This is a genomic window from Caulobacter sp. GW821-FHT11E10, from assembly GCF_058808375.1.
On sequence record NZ_JBXARP010000010.1, the window covers coordinates 195340 to 211443 of the forward strand.

14 protein-coding genes and 1 pseudogene are annotated in these 16104 nt (G+C 68.4%); 2 read left to right on the forward strand and 13 right to left on the reverse strand.

Going from position 1 to position 16104, the window contains the following annotated elements; genetic code table 11:
* Nucleotides 1-7 precede the first annotated feature (7 nt).
* The 10 genes and pseudogenes from AC1RRV_RS21070 to AC1RRV_RS21115 form a co-directional block, all read right to left on the reverse strand.
* Nucleotides 8-1126: an ABC transporter ATP-binding protein gene (locus tag AC1RRV_RS21070; RefSeq protein ID WP_492861604.1), complete on the reverse strand. Its 1119-nt coding sequence runs from the start codon at nt 1124-1126 to the stop codon at nt 8-10.
* Entirely contained in the window at nt 1123-1995 is an 873-nt protein-coding gene (locus AC1RRV_RS21075; RefSeq protein WP_492861605.1) for an ABC transporter permease, read from the reverse strand. Before AC1RRV_RS21075 ends, AC1RRV_RS21070 begins: the two co-directional genes overlap by 4 nt.
* Entirely contained in the window at nt 1992-2912 is a 921-nt protein-coding gene (locus AC1RRV_RS21080; RefSeq protein WP_492861683.1) for an ABC transporter permease, read from the reverse strand. The genes AC1RRV_RS21075 and AC1RRV_RS21080 overlap by 4 nt, the downstream gene beginning before the upstream one ends.
* A pseudogene (locus AC1RRV_RS21085) lies at nt 2900-3027 on the reverse strand (hypothetical protein); the annotation flags it as partial. The pseudogene AC1RRV_RS21085 and the gene AC1RRV_RS21080, both read right to left, overlap by 13 nt.
* Before the next feature lie 3 nt (nt 3028-3030).
* Nucleotides 3031-4122 carry an ABC transporter substrate-binding protein gene (locus tag AC1RRV_RS21090; protein WP_492861606.1) on the reverse strand — a complete coding sequence of 364 codons (1092 nt, stop codon included), beginning with the start codon at nt 4120-4122 and terminating at the stop codon, nt 3031-3033.
* Nucleotides 4123-4168: 46 nt separating this feature from the next.
* On the reverse strand, nt 4169-5548 hold the full coding sequence (locus AC1RRV_RS21095) for a glutamine synthetase family protein (protein WP_492861607.1): 1380 nt from the start codon (nt 5546-5548) through the stop codon (nt 4169-4171).
* Entirely contained in the window at nt 5545-6912 is a 1368-nt protein-coding gene (locus tag AC1RRV_RS21100) for an aspartate aminotransferase family protein (protein WP_492861608.1), read from the reverse strand. Before AC1RRV_RS21100 ends, AC1RRV_RS21095 begins: the two co-directional genes overlap by 4 nt.
* A complete protein-coding gene (locus tag AC1RRV_RS21105; RefSeq protein ID WP_492861609.1) occupies nt 6909-8351 on the reverse strand; it encodes an NAD-dependent succinate-semialdehyde dehydrogenase in 1443 nt (480 codons plus the stop codon). The genes AC1RRV_RS21100 and AC1RRV_RS21105 overlap by 4 nt, the downstream gene beginning before the upstream one ends.
* A gap of 7 nt (nt 8352-8358) precedes the next feature.
* On the reverse strand, nt 8359-9858 hold the full coding sequence (locus AC1RRV_RS21110) for an aldehyde dehydrogenase (protein WP_492861684.1): 1500 nt from the start codon (nt 9856-9858) through the stop codon (nt 8359-8361).
* A 55-nt stretch (nt 9859-9913) separates the two neighbouring features.
* Complete coding sequence (locus AC1RRV_RS21115) at nt 9914-10597, reverse strand: GntR family transcriptional regulator (RefSeq protein ID WP_492861610.1); 684 nt, start codon at nt 10595-10597, stop codon at nt 9914-9916.
* 66 nt (nt 10598-10663) lie between these two features.
* Between AC1RRV_RS21115 and aptA the strand changes: the two genes are divergently transcribed.
* Together aptA and AC1RRV_RS21125 are read left to right on the forward strand one after the other, a co-directional pair.
* Nucleotides 10664-11992 (forward strand): omega-aminotransferase AptA, encoded by a 1329-nt coding sequence (gene aptA, locus AC1RRV_RS21120; protein WP_492861611.1) that lies wholly within the window; start codon nt 10664-10666, stop codon nt 11990-11992.
* Nucleotides 11993-12110: 118 nt separating this feature from the next.
* Nucleotides 12111-12464, forward strand: coding sequence for a PilZ domain-containing protein (locus AC1RRV_RS21125; RefSeq protein ID WP_492861612.1), 354 nt, complete (start codon nt 12111-12113; stop codon nt 12462-12464).
* 28 nt (nt 12465-12492) lie between these two features.
* Here AC1RRV_RS21125 and AC1RRV_RS21130 read toward each other — a convergent pair whose 3' ends face one another.
* The 3 genes from AC1RRV_RS21130 to AC1RRV_RS21140 form a co-directional block, all read right to left on the reverse strand.
* The gene (locus tag AC1RRV_RS21130; RefSeq protein WP_492861613.1) at nt 12493-13455 is read right to left on the reverse strand and encodes a glucokinase; all 963 of its coding nucleotides are present in this window, start codon (nt 13453-13455) and stop codon (nt 12493-12495) included.
* 93 nt (nt 13456-13548) lie between these two features.
* Nucleotides 13549-15501: a TOL_0244 family TonB-dependent receptor gene (locus AC1RRV_RS21135; protein WP_492861614.1), complete on the reverse strand. Its 1953-nt coding sequence runs from the start codon at nt 15499-15501 to the stop codon at nt 13549-13551.
* Between the two features lie 158 nt (nt 15502-15659).
* Nucleotides 15660-15845 carry a coiled-coil domain-containing protein gene (locus AC1RRV_RS21140; RefSeq protein ID WP_492861615.1) on the reverse strand — a complete coding sequence of 62 codons (186 nt, stop codon included), beginning with the start codon at nt 15843-15845 and terminating at the stop codon, nt 15660-15662.
* Between the last annotated feature and the right edge of the window lie 259 nt (nt 15846-16104).

The window sequence follows — 16104 nt, forward strand, 5'->3', positions numbered from 1 at the left end:
ACGTCGGTCACGACAACAACACCGCCGGCGAGCAGGCGTGCCAGCACAGCCACACCGTCTCGCCCAGCTTGAAATCCTCCTGGTCCCAGCGGGTCAGGTTCGAGCGCTGGACCTTGATCCGGCGTCCCCCGGCGATCTCGACCTCGTAGGTCGACTGACCGCCCAGATAGGCCTCGTGCTTGATCACCCCGGCGATGGCGTTGGTCCCCTTCGGACAGTCGCCGAGGTTGGGCGGCTCCTCGCCTTCCTTCTTGTGCAGCTCGATCTTCTCGGGCCGGATCGCCGCCCAGACCGCGCCGCCGCGCGGGCCGGTGACGCCGTGGTCGAGGAAGATGTCGACCGGCAGGTCCGGCGACTTGATCACCGCATGGCTGGGCTCGTCGACGGCCAGAACGCCCTCGAACAGGTTCACGCTGCCGATGAAGTCGGCCACGAAGCGGCTGTTGGGAAACTCGTAGAGGTCGCTGGGCGTGGCCACCTGCTGCAGCACGCCCCGGTTCATCACGGCGCAGCGGGTCGCCAGGGCCAGGGCTTCGTCCTGGTCATGGGTGACCATGATGAAGGTGATGCCGACCTTCTCCTGCAGGGTGCAGAGCTCGGTGCGCATCTGCTCGCGCAGCTTGGCGTCCAGGGCCGACAGCGGCTCATCCAGCAGCAGCACGCGCGGACGCTTCACCAGCGCCCGGGCCAAGGCCACCCGCTGGCGCTGGCCGCCCGACAGCTGGTCCGGCTTGCGGCCGCCCAGCCCGCCCAGCTGCACCAGGTCCAGCGCTTCCTCGACGCGGCGGTCGCGATCGGCCTTGGCCACCTTGTCGACCACCAGACCATAAGCGACGTTCTCAGCCACGGTCATGTGCGGGAACACGGCGTAGGACTGGAACACCATGTTCACCGGCCGCTTGTTGGGCGGCACGTTGGAGATGTCCTGGCCGTCGATCAGGATCTGGCCCTCGGTCGGTGTCTCGAAGCCGGCCAGCATCCGCAGCAGGGTGGTCTTGCCGCAGCCCGACGGGCCCAGCAGGGCGAAGAACTCACCCTCATTGACGGTCAGGGAGACGTCGTCCACCGCCGCCAGCTTGCCGAAGCGCTTGGTGACGTTCTCGAAGGTGATGATCGGTTTGCTCATTTCGGGTCCCCCGCCCCGTGGCCGCCCGCCCCATGACTGGCCGTCACGGCTGGGTCGCCCTGCAGTTTCAGCGCCGCCGCGGTCAGCAGCACGGTCAGCACGATCAGCACCGTCGAGGCCGCGTTGACCTCCGGCGTCACCGAGAAGCGGACCATCGAATAGACCTTCACCGGGAAGGTCACGGTGTCGGGCCCAGCGGTGAAGAAGGTGATGACGAAGTCGTCCAGGCTCAGCGTGAAGGCCAGCAGCGCGCCAGCCACCAGCGACGGGGCCATGTGCGGCAGGATCACGTCCTTGATGGTGCGGAACTCGCCGGCGCCCAGGTCGCGGGCGGCCTCCTCCATCTCGCGGTTGAAGCTGGCCATGCGCGCGCGGACCACCACCGCCACGAATGGGAACGAGAACGACACGTGGGCGATGATGATCGCCCCCAGGTTCAACGGCCACGGCAGGTCCTGCGGCCAGGGCATGACCCGCGCGAAGAACACCAGCATGGCCACGCCCATGCAGATCTCGGGCACCACGATCGGCAGGGCCAGGGCGCCGTCCAAGGCGGTCTTGCCGGGAAAGCGAAAACGCCACAGCAGCAGGGCCGCCGAGGCGCCCAGGATCAGGCTGATCACCGTCGAGACCGCCGCGATCGTCAGGCTGTTGCCGAACGCTTCCAGCAGGGCGGAGTCATGGAACAGCTTGTCGTAATATTTGAGCGTGAAGCCCTTCCAGACGATGTTGCGCTTGCTGTCGTTGAAGCTGAACACCATCAGGGCGATCAGCGGCGCGTAGAGGAACACCCCCACCATCGCCAGCCACGCCCGCATGGGCCAGCGGCGGAGATATTCGAGAGGACCGGGGGGAGATTTATGGCTCATCCCTTGGCCTCCGGCGTCCGCTTGGCCAGCACCGCCTGGATCGCGATGGCGATGAATGTCAGGTACATCAGCAGGAAGGACATGGCCGCGCCGAAGGGCCAGTCGTTGGCGCGCTTGAACTGGCGCTCGATGACATTGGCGATCATCTGGCTGTCGGGACCGCCCAGCAGGTCGGGCGTCAGATAGGCGCCCAAGGCCGGGATGAAGGTGATCAGGACTCCCGAGGCGATACCCGGCAGGGCCAGGGGCACGACCACCTTGAACAGGGTCCGCATATGGCCGGCGCCGAGGTCGAGGCTGGCCTCCAGCAGCGACCTGTCCAGGCGGTCCAGGGCCGAATAGAGCGGCAGCACCGTGAAGGGCAGGTGGACGTAGACCAGGCCCAGGATCACCGCGAAATTGTTGTGCAGCAGGCCCAGCGGCTGGAAGTCGCCCAACGGCTGCAGGCCGACCAGGGCCGCCAGCCCGCCCGCGCCGTTCCACAGCCATTCCAGGCTCTGGTTGACGTAGCCCTCGGTGCGCAGCACGGCGATCAGGGCGTAGGTGCGGATCAACAGGTTCGTCCAGAACGGCAGCATGATCAGCAGCAGGAGCCAGGTCTTGGCCTTGTCGGACGCGAAGGTGATGGCCAGGGCCACCGGGAAGCCCAGCACCAGGCACAGACCGGTGGTCAGGGCCGCCACCCAGGCCGACTTCAGGAAGATCTTCAGGTACAGCGGCTCGATCGCCCGAGCGTAGTTCGAGAAGGTGCCGCTGATCTCGATCTCGGTCAGGCCGGCGTTGTGGCCGAAGCTGTAGGCCCAGACGATCGCCATCGGCGCCAGGAAGAACAGCACCAGCCACACCAGCGGCGGTCCCAGCGCCGCGGCGAACACGGCTTTGGCCTGTTTCCAGGATTGTTCCATGGAGCTCTCCAGATCCTCCCCCTGGCGGGGGAGGTGTCGCCGCAGGCGACGGAGGGGGAGGAAGCCGGATCACCCGCTCTTCCCCCTCCGGCCTTCGGCCGCCTCCCCCGCTAGGGGGAGGATTTTCTCGCTACGCCGCCCGCACCCGGGTGATGACTTCTTCGTAGAGGCTGGCCTTTTCGGCTCCCTCGAAGGCGCCGTACTCGCACTTGGCCATCACCTCGGCGGGCGGGAAGATCACCGGATTGCCGCGGTAGTCCTCGGGCATCAGCGCCTTCGCCGCCGCATTGGGGGTCGGATAGAGGATCGTCTTGGTGATCTCGGCCCCGGCCTGGGCGTCCAGCAGGTAGTTGATGAACGCATGGGCGTTGTTCGGCCGCGGGGCGCCCTTGGGGATGCACAGGGTGTCGGAGTTGATCAGGCTGCCTTCCTTGGGCACCACGAAGCCGATGTCCGGGTCGTCCTTCATCACCTGGGCGATGTCGCCGTTGTACTCCAGGACCAGATCGACCTCCTTGGAGAGCAGCAGGTCCTGACCGTTGTCGTCATGGAAGGCCTTCACGAACGGCTTCTGCTTGATCAGCATCTGCTCGATCTTCGGGATCATATCGGCCGGGATGTCATTGACCGAATGGCCCAGATACTTGGCGCACAGGCGCACCAGGTCGGCGCTTTCCGACAGCAGGGCGATGCGGTCCTTGTACTTGTCGCTGTCGAACAGCCACTTCCAGCTGTCGGGAACGCCGTCGACCTTGCTCTTGCGATAGCCGATGCCCAGCAGCAGCCAGGTGTAGGGCATCGAGTACTTGCGGCCCGGGTCGTAGTCCGGATTGAGGAACGACGGGTCGACGTTCTTCAGGTTCGGGATCTTGGCGTGGTCCAGCGGCTCGAGCAGGCCGGCCTGGCTCATCCGGGTCACGAACTCGTTCGACGGCACGATGACGTCGAAGCCCGGATTGCCCGCCTTGAGCTTGGCGAACAGCTCGTCGTTGGTCGCGAACAGGCTCATGTTCACGTCGACGCCGGACGCCTTCTTGTAGTCGCCCAGGGTGGTCTCACCGATGTAGGTGTCCCAGTTGTAGAAGTTCAGCTTAGGCTCTTCCTGCCCCGGCGCCGTCTTCGGCTTTTCGCCGCAGGCGGTGAACGACAGGCCGATGGCCGCCGCGCCGAACGCGGTCAGCAGCGAGCGCCTCGAAGCGCCTCCGCGATAGTGACTGCTCATCCGAAACTCCCTCATGTTCGGTTGAAGTTCACGTTCCACTCCGCCGTCAGGCGTTGCGGAGATACCAATCGAAATCCAGTTCGGTGACGACCTCGAAGAAGCGCGCCTGTTCGGTGCGCTTGACCGAGACGAACATGTCCACGAAGCGGTCGCCGAGATACTCGCGCAGCACGGCCGACTTCTCGAACAGGTCGACCGCCGCGAACCAGTTGTTGGGCAGCCGGATGTTCTCCTTGGCCGCCGCCGCATAGCCGTCGCCGACCACGGCCGGGCCGGGATCGAGCTTGTTGGCGAGGCCGTGATGGGCGCTGGCCAGCAGCACCGCCATCACCAGGTACGGATTGGCGTCGGCCCCGGCGACGCGGTGCTCGACATGGCGCGTGGGCGGTGGACCGGCCGGGACGCGCAAGCTGACCGTGCGGTTGTTGACCCCCCAGGTCGGGGCCACCGGCGCATAGCTGTTGGCCTTGAACCGGCGATAGCTGTTGGCGTTCGGCGCCAGGATCGCCATGCCCTCGCCCAACAGCGCCTTCATGCCGCCGATGGCGTGCTTCAGCAGCGGCGAGCCTTCGAGGTCCTCGGCGGCGCACAGGTTGTTCCCGGCCGCGTCGTTGACGCTGAGATGGACGTGGAAGCCATTGCCGGCCCGGTCGCTCCACGGCTTGGCCATGAAGGTCGCCTCGCAGCCGTGACGCAGGGCCACGCCCTTGGCGGCGCGCTTGTAGAGCACCGCGTCGTCGGCCGCGCGCAGGGCGTCGGGCTTGTGCTTCAGGGTCAGCTCGACCTGGCCCGGCGCGAATTCGGAGATGGCGCCTTCCAGCGGCACGCCCAGCACGTCGGCCGTGTCCCACAGCTCGCGCAGGAACGGGGCGTGGGCCTCCAGTTCGGGCAGGCCGTAGACCTGGATGCCGCTAGGGTGCTGACCGGTCTGCATCGACCGGGCGGGCATCAGCTCGCCGCGTGGGCCGCGCTGGGTGTCGACCAGATAGTATTCCAGCTCGCAGGCCGCGACCGGCGTCAGGCCGTCGGCGGCGTAGCGATCCAGCACCCGCTGCAGCACGTGGCGCGGATCCAGGTCGTTGGGCGTCCCGTCCAGCTCGTACATCGACAGCATGACCTGGGCGACGTCGGGGCCCAGCCACGGGGCCAAGGTCAGGGTCCCGGGCGCGGGCCGCGCACGGCGGTCGGCGTCGCCGTCCTCCCAGACCAGCCCCGTGTCCTCGCAGTCGGCCCCGTTGGTGTCGACCACCAGCACCGAGCCCGGCAGGAAGCGGCCGTACTCGTAGATGGCTTCCAGTTCGTGCACCCGCAGCCGCTTGCCGCGCGGCACGCCGGTCATGCTGGTGAAGAACACCTCGACGAACTTCACCTGCGGGTTGGCGGCGAGGAAGTCGCGGCACTCCTGGATGTCGGCTACAGCGCTCATGCGTCCCCCATCGTGGTCGCGAAGCCGTCCACGGCCGCGACCAGCCGGTCGATCGCCGCGTCGTCAGTGACGGGCGAGACCAGCATCATGTTGTGGAAGGGCGCGATCAGCACCCCTCGGTTGATCAGCCACAGATGCAGCGCTTCCACCAGGTCGTGGTCCAGCGCCTTGCGCATCCCGGCGGCGTCTTTCGGCGGCGGATCGGCGAAGACCAGCTCGACCCGCGCGCCCACATGGACCACGGACCAGGGCAGTCCCCGCTCCGCGATCACGGCCTTCAGGCCCGCGACCAGGCGCTCTGCGCCGGCCAGCATCCTGGCATAGGCCGCGTCGGTCATGACCTCGGACAGCATGGCCCGCATGGCGGCCATGGCCAGGGCGTTGCCCGACAGCGTGGTGCCGATGCCAGACTGACCCGGCCCGATCCGCGCCTGAGCCTCGTCCATCCGCGCCGAGAGCTCGGCGGTTACGCCCCAGACGGCGGCCGGGATACCGCCGGCGATCGCCTTGCCCAGAACGAAGACGTCGGGCTCCAGGCCGTACTCACGAGCGTAGCCGCCGGGGCCGGTCGAGATCGTGTGGGTCTCGTCGATGATCAGCAGGGTCCCGGCCTCGCGGGTCAGCTTGCGCAGCGCGTCGTGGAAGCCGGGTTCGGGCAGGATCATCCCGCAGTTGGTCATCACCGGCTCGGTCAGCACGGCGGCGACGTCGCCCGGGGCGAGCGCGGCTTCCAACGCTTCAAGATCGTTGAACGGGACCACGCGGGTCGTCGCCGTCAGGTCCTGGACCTGGCCCAGCAGCCCCGGCTTCATCGTCGCGGCGCCGTCCTTCAGCACCACAAGGGCGTCGTCGACCATGCCGTGGTAGCAGCCGTCGAACACCAGGATCACAGGCCGCTGCGTCACCGCGCGCGCCCAGCGGATCGCCGCGCGGTTGGCGTCGCTGGCCGTGGTCGCCGTCTGCCACAGCGGCAGGCCGAAGCGCTCGGCCAGCAGCTTGCCGACGATCACCGCCGAGGCGGTCGGCAGCATGAACCCCGCGCCGCGTTTGATCTGATCCGCGACCGCCGCCGCCACCGAAGCGTCGCCGTGGCCGAACATGGCCGGGGTGTCGCCGAGGCAGAAGTCGTTATAGAGCTTGCCGTCGACGTCGGTGATCTGGGCTCCGACGCCTTGCGCCGCGAAGATCGGCGAGGGGCTGGCCCAGTCGTTCATCCAGTGCATCGGCGCGCCGCCGCGCCAGACGCCGACCGCCGCCTTGGCCATCGCCACCGAACGCGGATGCTCGGCGACGAAGCGCGCGGCCTCGGCCTCCATCAGCAGGTCGATGGCGCGGGGCCCAACGCTGGCGACGGCGGGGATCATGCGATCCCGCCGAAGCAGAGGTACTTGGTCTCGAAATACTCATCGAGGCCCTCGGAGGCGCCCTCGCGGCCCAGGCCCGATTCCTTGACCCCGCCGAACGGCGCGACCTCGGTGGAGATGATGCCCTCGTTGATCCCGACCATGCCGGCCTCGATCGCCTCGGCCACCCGCCAGCAACGGCCGACATCGCGGCTGTAGAAATAGGCGGCGAGGCCGAAGGGCGTGGCGTTGGCCAGCTCGATCGCCTGCTCCTCGGTGTGGAACTTCACGATCGGCGCGACAGGGCCGAAGATCTCCTCGTTGAACAGGCGCATGTCTGGCGTGGCGTCGGTCAGGACGGTGGGCTGGTAGAACAGGCCGCCCAGGTCGTGGCGCTGGCCGCCGACCACCACCTTGGCCCCGCTCGCGACCGCCTCGCGGACCAGGGCCTCGACCTTGACGATGGCCTTATCGTTGATCAGCGGGCCGATGACGACACCCTCGCCCGTCCCCGGACCGACCTTCATCGCCGCGACCTTCTCGGCCAGGCGCGCGACGAAGGCGTCGTGGATCCCGGCCTGGACGAGCAGGCGGTTGGCGCAGACGCAGGTCTGGCCGGTGTTGCGGTACTTGCTCGCGATGGCGCCGTCGACGGCGGCTTCCAGGTCGGCGTCGTCGAACACGATGAAGGGCGCGTTGCCACCCAGCTCCAGGCTCAGCTTCTTCATGGTGCCGGCGCACTGGGCGTAGAGGATCTTGCCCACGGGCGTGGAGCCGGTGAACGACAGCTTCCGCACCCGGCTGTCCTCGCACAGGGCCTTGCCGATGCCGCTGGAGTCCTTGCCGGTGACGACGTTCAGCACGCCCGCCGGCACGCCCGCCTCAACCGCCAGCCGGGCGATGGCCAGGGCGCACAGCGGCGTCTCGGCGGCCGGCTTGACCACCACCGTGCAGCCGGCCGCCAGCGCCGGGCCGACCTTGCGGGTGATCATGGCGATCGGGAAATTCCACGGCGCGATGGCGGCGCAGACCCCCACCGGCTGCTTGATCGAGGCCAGGCGCTTCCTGGGGTCCGGTGTCGGAATGGTGTGGCCGTAGGCGCGCTTGGCCTCCTCGGCGAACCAGTCGATGAACGACGCGCCGTAGACTACCTCGCCCTTGGCTTCCGCGAGCGGCTTGCCCTGCTCGGCGGTCATCAGTTTCGCCAGGTCGTCGGCGTGGGCGAGCATCAGGTCGCTCCACTTGCGCAGGATCGCGCCGCGTTCCTTGGCGGTCTTGGCGGCCCAGGTCGGGAAGGCGCGGTGCGCGGCCTCGATCGCCACGCGCGTCTCGCCGGGGCCGAGGTCCGCCACCGCCGCGATCACCGTCCCGTCGGCGGGGTTGAGCACCTCGAACGTATTGTCGCCCTCGATCCACAGGCCGTCGATGAAGGCTTCGGTCTCGACAAGGTTCAAGGGCATGATGGGTCTACCTCAGCGTCACGGACACCGACTTCAGGTCGGCGTACTTGTGCAACGCATGAAGGCTGCGGTCACGGCCGAAACCGGACTGCTTGAAGCCGCCGAACGGCATGGTGATGTCGCAGGCGTCCCAGCCGTTGACCCAGACCAGACCCGCCTTCAGCCGCCGCGCCCCGCGCAGGGCCCGGTTGATGTCGGAGGTCCACAGACCGGCGGCCAGGCCGTAGACGGTGTCGTTGGCCAGGCCGATGGCCTCGTCCTCGGAACCGAAGGTCATCACCCCCAGCACCGGGCCGAACACCTCCTCACGGGCCAGGGTGTGGTCAGGCTCCAGGCGGTCGAAGATGGTCGGCTCGACATAGAAGCCGCCGGTCTCCTGGCGGATGCGCCGACCGCCCAGCACCCGCCGCGCGCCCTGGCTGTCGGCGGTGGCGATATAGTCGAGGGCGGTGTTCATCTGCCGCTCGCTGACCATGGCGCCGAACTGGGCGGTCGGGTCCAAAGGGTCGCCGACTCTGATGCCCCTGGCGACCGCGACCACCCGCTCCAGGAACGAGTCCTTGATCGAAGCCTCGACCAGCAGGCGCGAGGCGGCGGTGCAAACCTCGCCCTGGTTATAGAACACGCCCCAGGCCGCAGCCTGGGCGGCGGCGTCCAGGTCGGGGCAGTCGGCGAAGACGATCTGGGGCGACTTGCCGCCCAGCTCCAGGCTGATCCGCTTCAGGTTCGAGCGGGCGGAATATTCCATCAGCTTGCGGCCCACGGGGCCTGAGCCCGTGAAGGCGATCATGTCGACGTCCATCGACAGCGCCAAGGCCTCGCCCGCGACGCCGCCCAGGCCGGGGACGACGTTCAGGACCCCCGCCGGGAGCCCGGCCTCAAGGGCCAGTTCGCCGATCTTGAGCGCGGTCATCGGCGACTGCTCGGCGGGCTTCAGGACGACCGAATTGCCCATGGCCAGGGCCGGCGCGATCTTCCACATCGCCATGTGCAGCGGGAAGTTCCAAGGCACGATCGCGCCGATCACACCGAGCGGCTCGTGGACGGCGTAGCTCAGGCGGTCGACCGGCGACGCGCCGACCTCGCCATAGACCTTGTCCAGCGCCTCGGCGTACCAGCGGCACGTGCCGATCGCGAGCGGGACGTCGACATTGCGGGCGTCCGAGATCGGCTTGCCGACGTCCAGGCTTTCCAGCAGGGCCAGGTCTTCGGCGTCGCGCTCCATCAGCTCGGCCAGGCGGAACAGGATCTTCTTCTTCTGGCGAGGACCCAGGTCACGCCAGCGACCGTCCTCGAAGGCGGCGCGGGCGCTGACGACGGCGCGCTCGACGTCCTCGCCCTGGCAGGCGGCCACCAGGTTCAGCACCTGGCCGTCACGCGGCGACACATTGTGGAAGGTCGCCCCCGACGCGGCCTCGACCCGCGCGCCCCCGATGATCGCCTGGCTGGGCAGTTCAAGACGCGAGAGACGCTCGGTGATGTCGGCTGGCAGGGTCACGCGGGTAATCCGTAAAAACTGTGATCACAGTTTGCATCACGACCGGAAGTGTCAAGCACTCGACTTACGCATTCGCCCCGGGAGCGGCCTCCACGGCGGCGCGCATCTTGTCCATGCCTTCGGAAAGGTCGGCGGCGATGGCGCGGCGGGCGCCGTCGGCGTCCTTGACCTTCAGCGCTTCTATGGCCTCGGCGTGGCGGTCGGCGACCAGGACGTCGGCTCCGACGCGGCCGAACACCACCCGCATGAACGGTCCAATCTGCAGCCACAGGCCCCCGGCCATCGAGAGCAGCACGTCCGCGTCCGCCCGCTCGTAGAGCGCGAAGTGGAAGGCGTGGTTGGCCGCCATGTAGCGATCGACATCACCCAGCCGCAGGGCTTCATCGAGATCGGCGTCGATGACCTGCAGTTGCCGGACCAGACTGGCGTCGGCATTGGCCGCGGCGCGGGCGGCCAGCTCCGGCTCGACCCACAGGCGCGCCAGCGAAAGCTGCTCCAGGCGATCGGCGGTCAAGGACGGCACCGACAGGCGCTTGTTGGCCGGATTGATCGCCAGCGCGCGCTCGGCCACCAGGCGGCGGACGGCGTCGCGGATAGGCATCGGACTGACGCCAAGCTCGGCCGCGAGGCTGCGCAGGGACACGCCCTTGCCCGGCGCGACGCGTCCGGTGATCAGGGCCTGGCGGATCGCCTCGTACACCTGGTCGTGGACGGCTGTTGAATCGGCGAGCGGCCTGCGGGTCTTCATCCGTCTTGTTCCGTGAGGGCTTGCCAGTTGGCGCGCAGTTGCGATCACAATGCAAGCATCTGAAGGATGCCCGCCATGCCCGATTTCGGCGCCAACGACCTCGACGCCTTCTGGATGCCGTTCACGCCGAACCGGCGATTCAAGAGCCAGCCGCGCATGCTCTCGTCGGCCAGCGGCATGCTCTACAAGACGCCCGAAGGCCGCGAGGTGCTGGACGCCACGTCAGGCCTCTGGTGCGTCAACGCCGGCCACGATCGCCCCCGCATTCGCGAGGCGATCCAGAAGCAGGCGGCCGAACTGGACTACGCTCCCTGCTTCAACATGGGCCACCCGCTGGCCTTCCAATTCGCCTCGCGGCTGGCCCAGGTGACGCCGAACGGCCTGGACCGGATCTTCTTCGCCAACAGCGGTTCGGAAGCGGTCGACACCGCCCTGAAGATCGCGCTCGCCTACCACCGCACCCGGGGCAAGGGGACCAAGACCCGGCTGATCGGGCGCGAGCGCGGCTACCACGGTGTCGGCTTCGGCGGCATCTCGGTGGGCGGCATCCCGAAGAACCGGATGTACTTCGGCTCGCTGCTCACCGGTGTCGACCACCTGCCCCACACCCATGGCGTGGCCGGTAACCTGTTCGCCAAGGGCCAGCCCGAGCACGGCGCCCATCTGGCCGACGACCTGGAGCGGATCGTGGCCCTGCACGACGCCTCCAACATCGCCGCGGTGATCGTCGAACCGGTCGCCGGCTCGACCGGCGTGCTGGTTCCGCCGAAGGGTTATCTTGAACGCCTGCGGGCCATCTGCGACAGGCACGACATCCTGCTGATCTTCGACGAGGTGATCACCGGCTTCGGACGGCTTTCAGCCCCGTTCGCCGCCGACCGCTTCGGGGTGACGCCCGACATGATCTGCATGGCCAAGGGCCTGACCAACGCCACCGTCCCGTGCGGCGCCGTGGCGGTGTCGACCAGGATCTACGACGCCATGCTCGAGGGCGCCGACGCCCCGATCGAGCTCTTCCACGGCTACACCTATTCCGCCCACCCGCTGGCCTGCGCCGCCGGCATCGCGACCCTGGAGACCTACCAGGAGGACGATCTCTTCGGTCGCGCGGCGTCGCTGGAGGGCTATTGGCAGGAGGCCATGCACAGCCTCGCCGACGCCCGCCACGTGATCGACATCCGCAACCTCGGCCTCGTCGCCGGGATCGAGCTGGCGCCCCGCGACGGCGCCCCGACCTCGCGGGCCATGGAAGTGTTCGAGACCTGTTTCGACCAAGGCCTGCTGATCCGCGTCACCAGCGACATAATCGCCCTATCGCCGCCGCTGATCCTGGAAAAGGCGCACATCGATCGGATGGTCGAGACCCTGAGATCCGTGCTGGCGAAGGTGTCCTAGGGGTCAAAGCCAAGCCCCGCCTAAGCGCCTGTTATGGCTACGCTTCCCCCGCGTGGGGCAACAGGTCGCAACCTGGGCGATAAGGCCGATTAAGACTCCGCGCCTAGCCTTCGAGGCTATGACGTCCATCATCGATCCACACGCGGATGGCTCCGAGCGTCGAAGCCATCCTCGCTACCGCGACGACAGTCCGGTCTATGTCTGCGACGGCGCCGTCGCGCGCAAAGGCGTCCTTCTGGACATCTCGGAAGGCGGCGCGCGCATCCGCCTCGCCGGCGCGCCGCCGCCCTGGCGGGTCGTGCTGGTCGATCCCCGGACCGGCCAAAGCCGCCTCGCGGACGTGGTCTGGCGCGGCGAAACCGAGTTCGGCGTCCGCTTCGTGCAAGAAGGCGTCCGCTATCGCGTCCTCAGGTCGGCCAACGATCTCGCCTGGAACGTGGCCGCCGACGCGCCGCGGCGCCGGGCGTCCTGACGCACGGAAGACGGCCTCTCGCGAGGCCTCAGCCGAACAGGGTGGTCAGGCCCAAGAGGCCACAGTTCGGATCGTTGACCAGGTAGAGCGGCACGTCGTGCAGGTAGGTGGCCATTCGCCCCTTGGCCTCGAAGCGGTCGCGCACGATGGCGCGGTCCAGCATCTCGGACCAGGAGACCACCGTGGCGCTGATGATGTAGATCCCGCTGCGGGCGCCCGCGGTCAGGACCACGTTGCCGCACACCGCACCCAGCCATCCCGACACCAGGGCGAAGACCTCGCGCGCGACGGGGTCGCCCTGCCTTGCCGAGGCCAGCATCGCCTCCAGGGAGGCCGGGCGCGCCGGGGCGCCCGCGAGGGTCGAGACCGCCAGGGCGACGTCCAGCATGCCCTGGCCCGCTAGAACGTGCTCGGCCGAGACGTGGCCGTGCATGCCGCGCAGGATGCGGATCACGTCGGCCTCGCGGTCGTTGGCGGCCGCCAGGTCCACGTGCCCGCCCTCGGCGGCGGCGGCCGTCCAGCCGACGAAGCCGTCAGGATTGAGGAGCGACATGCCCACGCCGTCATTGGACGGTCCGATGGCCCCGGCGGGCGTGTCGCGATGGGGGACACCGCCCCCGATCTGTTCGAGGGCCGCGCCCTCCAGCAAAGGCACCGCCAAGGCCCGGGCGGTGAAGTTGTTGACCAGGTGCATCCGAGGCGCGCCCAGGCGCTCGGCGATCACCTCGGCTTCGAGCCGCATGGGCGAATGGGTCAGCTTGATGACGCCGTTCAGGTTCGGGCCAGGCGCGGCGATGGCGGCGCCGAAGAGGGAGCCGTCGAACCCGGCGCGAACCTTGGCCATCAGGTCGAGGAGTTCGTCCTGGCTCGTGCAATCGACCGTCGTCACCGAGATGGGCGGCATACCGCGTTCGGCGAGGGCGATGCGCGCGTGACGCCCGGTCACGTCCGCCAACAGGACGCACGGCATCGGGTCAGGGATCACGTTCATTCGACGATCTCCTTTGGGCGCGAGACGAAATTGCCTCGCGGCCCATCTTCGTCCAATGCGCGACAGCGTCGCAGCCGCCCACCTGGACGCCCACTAGAAGGCCCATCGAGCGTCCAGAAACAGGCTGCGCGGCGTCTCCGCGCCCACCGCGCCGAGCTGCACGTTGGCCGAGGTCGAACCGAATTCCGGATGGTGAGCGTGCAGGAGATTGGCCCCGTTGAGCACCATCTCGAACCGCTCGGTGACACGCCAGCGCAGACGCGCGCCCAGCTCCGTATAGGCCGGCGAAGCGGGGCTCGGCAGCGCGCCGACGCGCCGGACGTCGACGTCCAGGCTGACCGCCTCGCTCAGTCGCGCCCGCGAGCGCAACGAAACCTGATAGTCCGGGTCGTTGCCGGCGCTCTCCACGCCCACGATCCGCGACGAGCCGGGCCTCAGCTTAAGGTCCTTGTCGAGCCAGTTCGCCGCGGCGCTGATCCGCCAGTTTTCCCGCAGCTGATAGGCGCCCCACAGCTCCAGACCGTGCGTCTGGCCCACCATCTCGTTGGCGAAGACGATGGGCAGGCCGCCGTTGGTGAGTTCGAAGCTGCGCAGGTCGTCATATCGATTGAGGAACGCCGAGATCGAGATCGTCGCCCGGGGCGACGGCTGGACGCGCCACCCGGCCTCGTAGGCCACGAGCTTCTCGGCCCGAAACGACGCGCCGGTCAGGTAGACAGCGGAGCCCAGGAACTGGGTGAAGTCCCGATCCAGGCGCGAAGGCGTGCGCACCGCCCGCGAGACCGCCGCCCAGACCATGGCGCGATCCGAGACCGTCCAGGCCAGCCGGGCGCTCGGCAACAGCTCGGCGGAGACGTAGGGGTCGTCCTCGACCTTCAGGCCAAGGGTCAGCTGGACCGCCGAACCCAGCGCGATGGTGTCCTGGGCAAACAGGTTGGCGAAGGTCAGACCGCGGCCCACCGGCGTGAACACCTGGGTGTTCGGCGGATTGGGAACGATGGGGAAATGATCCTTGATCACCCGATAGCCGCCGCCCCAGACGACCTGGTGCGCGCCGCGCCGGAAGGCGTGCTGCATGTCGAGATCGTAGGTGCGCTGACGATAGCTGAAGCGACCGCGCACCGACCGCTGCAGATCGTCGTAATAGCTCTGCACCTGCAGGCTGCCGCCGCCCAGCGACCCGCGCCAGCGTCCGAGCAGGTTGTAGCCGAGCAGATATTGATCGGCGGTCGGGCTCAACGACTGGTCTTCCCGGCCCCGATAGCCGTCGCCCTGCAGCGTCAGCTCGCCCGAGCGCAGGGTTCCATCGAGGCGAAAGCCGCCCTGCCATTTGCGCCAGCCGTCCAGCGCGTCCTGGCTCGACGCCATCCGGCTGGACTCGTAGCCCACGCCGGAGAGGTGGACCCGATAGGACCAGGCGTCGCTCAGCGGCCCGCCAAACTGCAAGGTCGCGCGGCGGCTCTCATCGCCGGCGCCGATCGTGACGCTGCCCTGCGCAACGGCGGACGCCCGCCGGGTCACGACATTGATCACGCCGTTGACCGCGTTGGCGCCCCATAGGCTGGCGCCGGGACCGCTGATCACCTCGATCCGCTCGATCAGTTCCGCCGGCGGATCCTGGGCGTCCCAGAAGACCCCATGCGAAAACGGCGTGTAGACGCTGCGCCCGTCGATCAGAACCAGCAGCTTGTCCGCCGCCGTGCCGTTGAAGCCCCGCGCCGAGATCGCGTAGCTGGAGGCGGTCACCCGCGCCACGTGGAGATTGGGCGCCAGCCGCAGAATCTCGGCCAGGCTGGTCGCCCCGGCGCGAACCGCGTCGTCGTGGGTGATGACGTAGATGGCCGCCGGGGCGTCGCTCAAGGGCTGAGGCGCCTTCGACACCGACGAGACCTCGATCTGGGCCAGTTCCTCGAGCGACAGCTGGCTGAGGTCGCGCGGCGGCGGCGTGGGCGCGTCGGCCAAGGCGAAGCCGTTCACGACCAGACCGATCACGATCCCGCAGGTCGTTGCGCTCCAGAAGCGCTGAACACGGAGCACGGCCGGCACGTTGCCTCCCAGCCAATCGCCTTGGCGGCTATAGGCGAGGCGCGCTCGCCTAGAAGGCGAGACGATCCCACCCGACCGGGCGCGTCAAGCGTGGAATTCGCGGGAACCTCTTGCGAGGTCGGGCCTGGGGTCTTGGCTCGACCGGCAAAGCGCCGATGTCAGAATTGCCCGCCCGACAGCGGATCCGGCATTTGACCCAAGCGACGGCCGCCAAGACGCTCCAGCTCCTGCTGCATCCGCAGAACCTGGCCGCCAAGACTGGTGACGTCGCTTTGCAATTGAGCGTTTCGACGCTTGAGGTAGTCGTTCTCGCGACGCATCGCCTGGGCGTCCTCATCGGTCATGATCGTGGCCCCTCGGCGTCAAGCCTGGGCGCCATGCGAATGACCGCGCGCAGCAGAGCCGCGCGGTCTGGATCAAGATCGGGCTCTCGAAGCTCCTTTCGCGCGCCCTCCACGATCTCTCCCTTGTGGCGGTTGCCGAGGAAGAAGGCCTCCGCCCGAACCTCACGCATTGAAACCTGGCGAGCGCCGAAGGGCGCCAGCAAGGCGCTCCAGAACGTCATCGGCGGGGCCGGCGCGCGAGAGGGCGGGTCTGAATGGC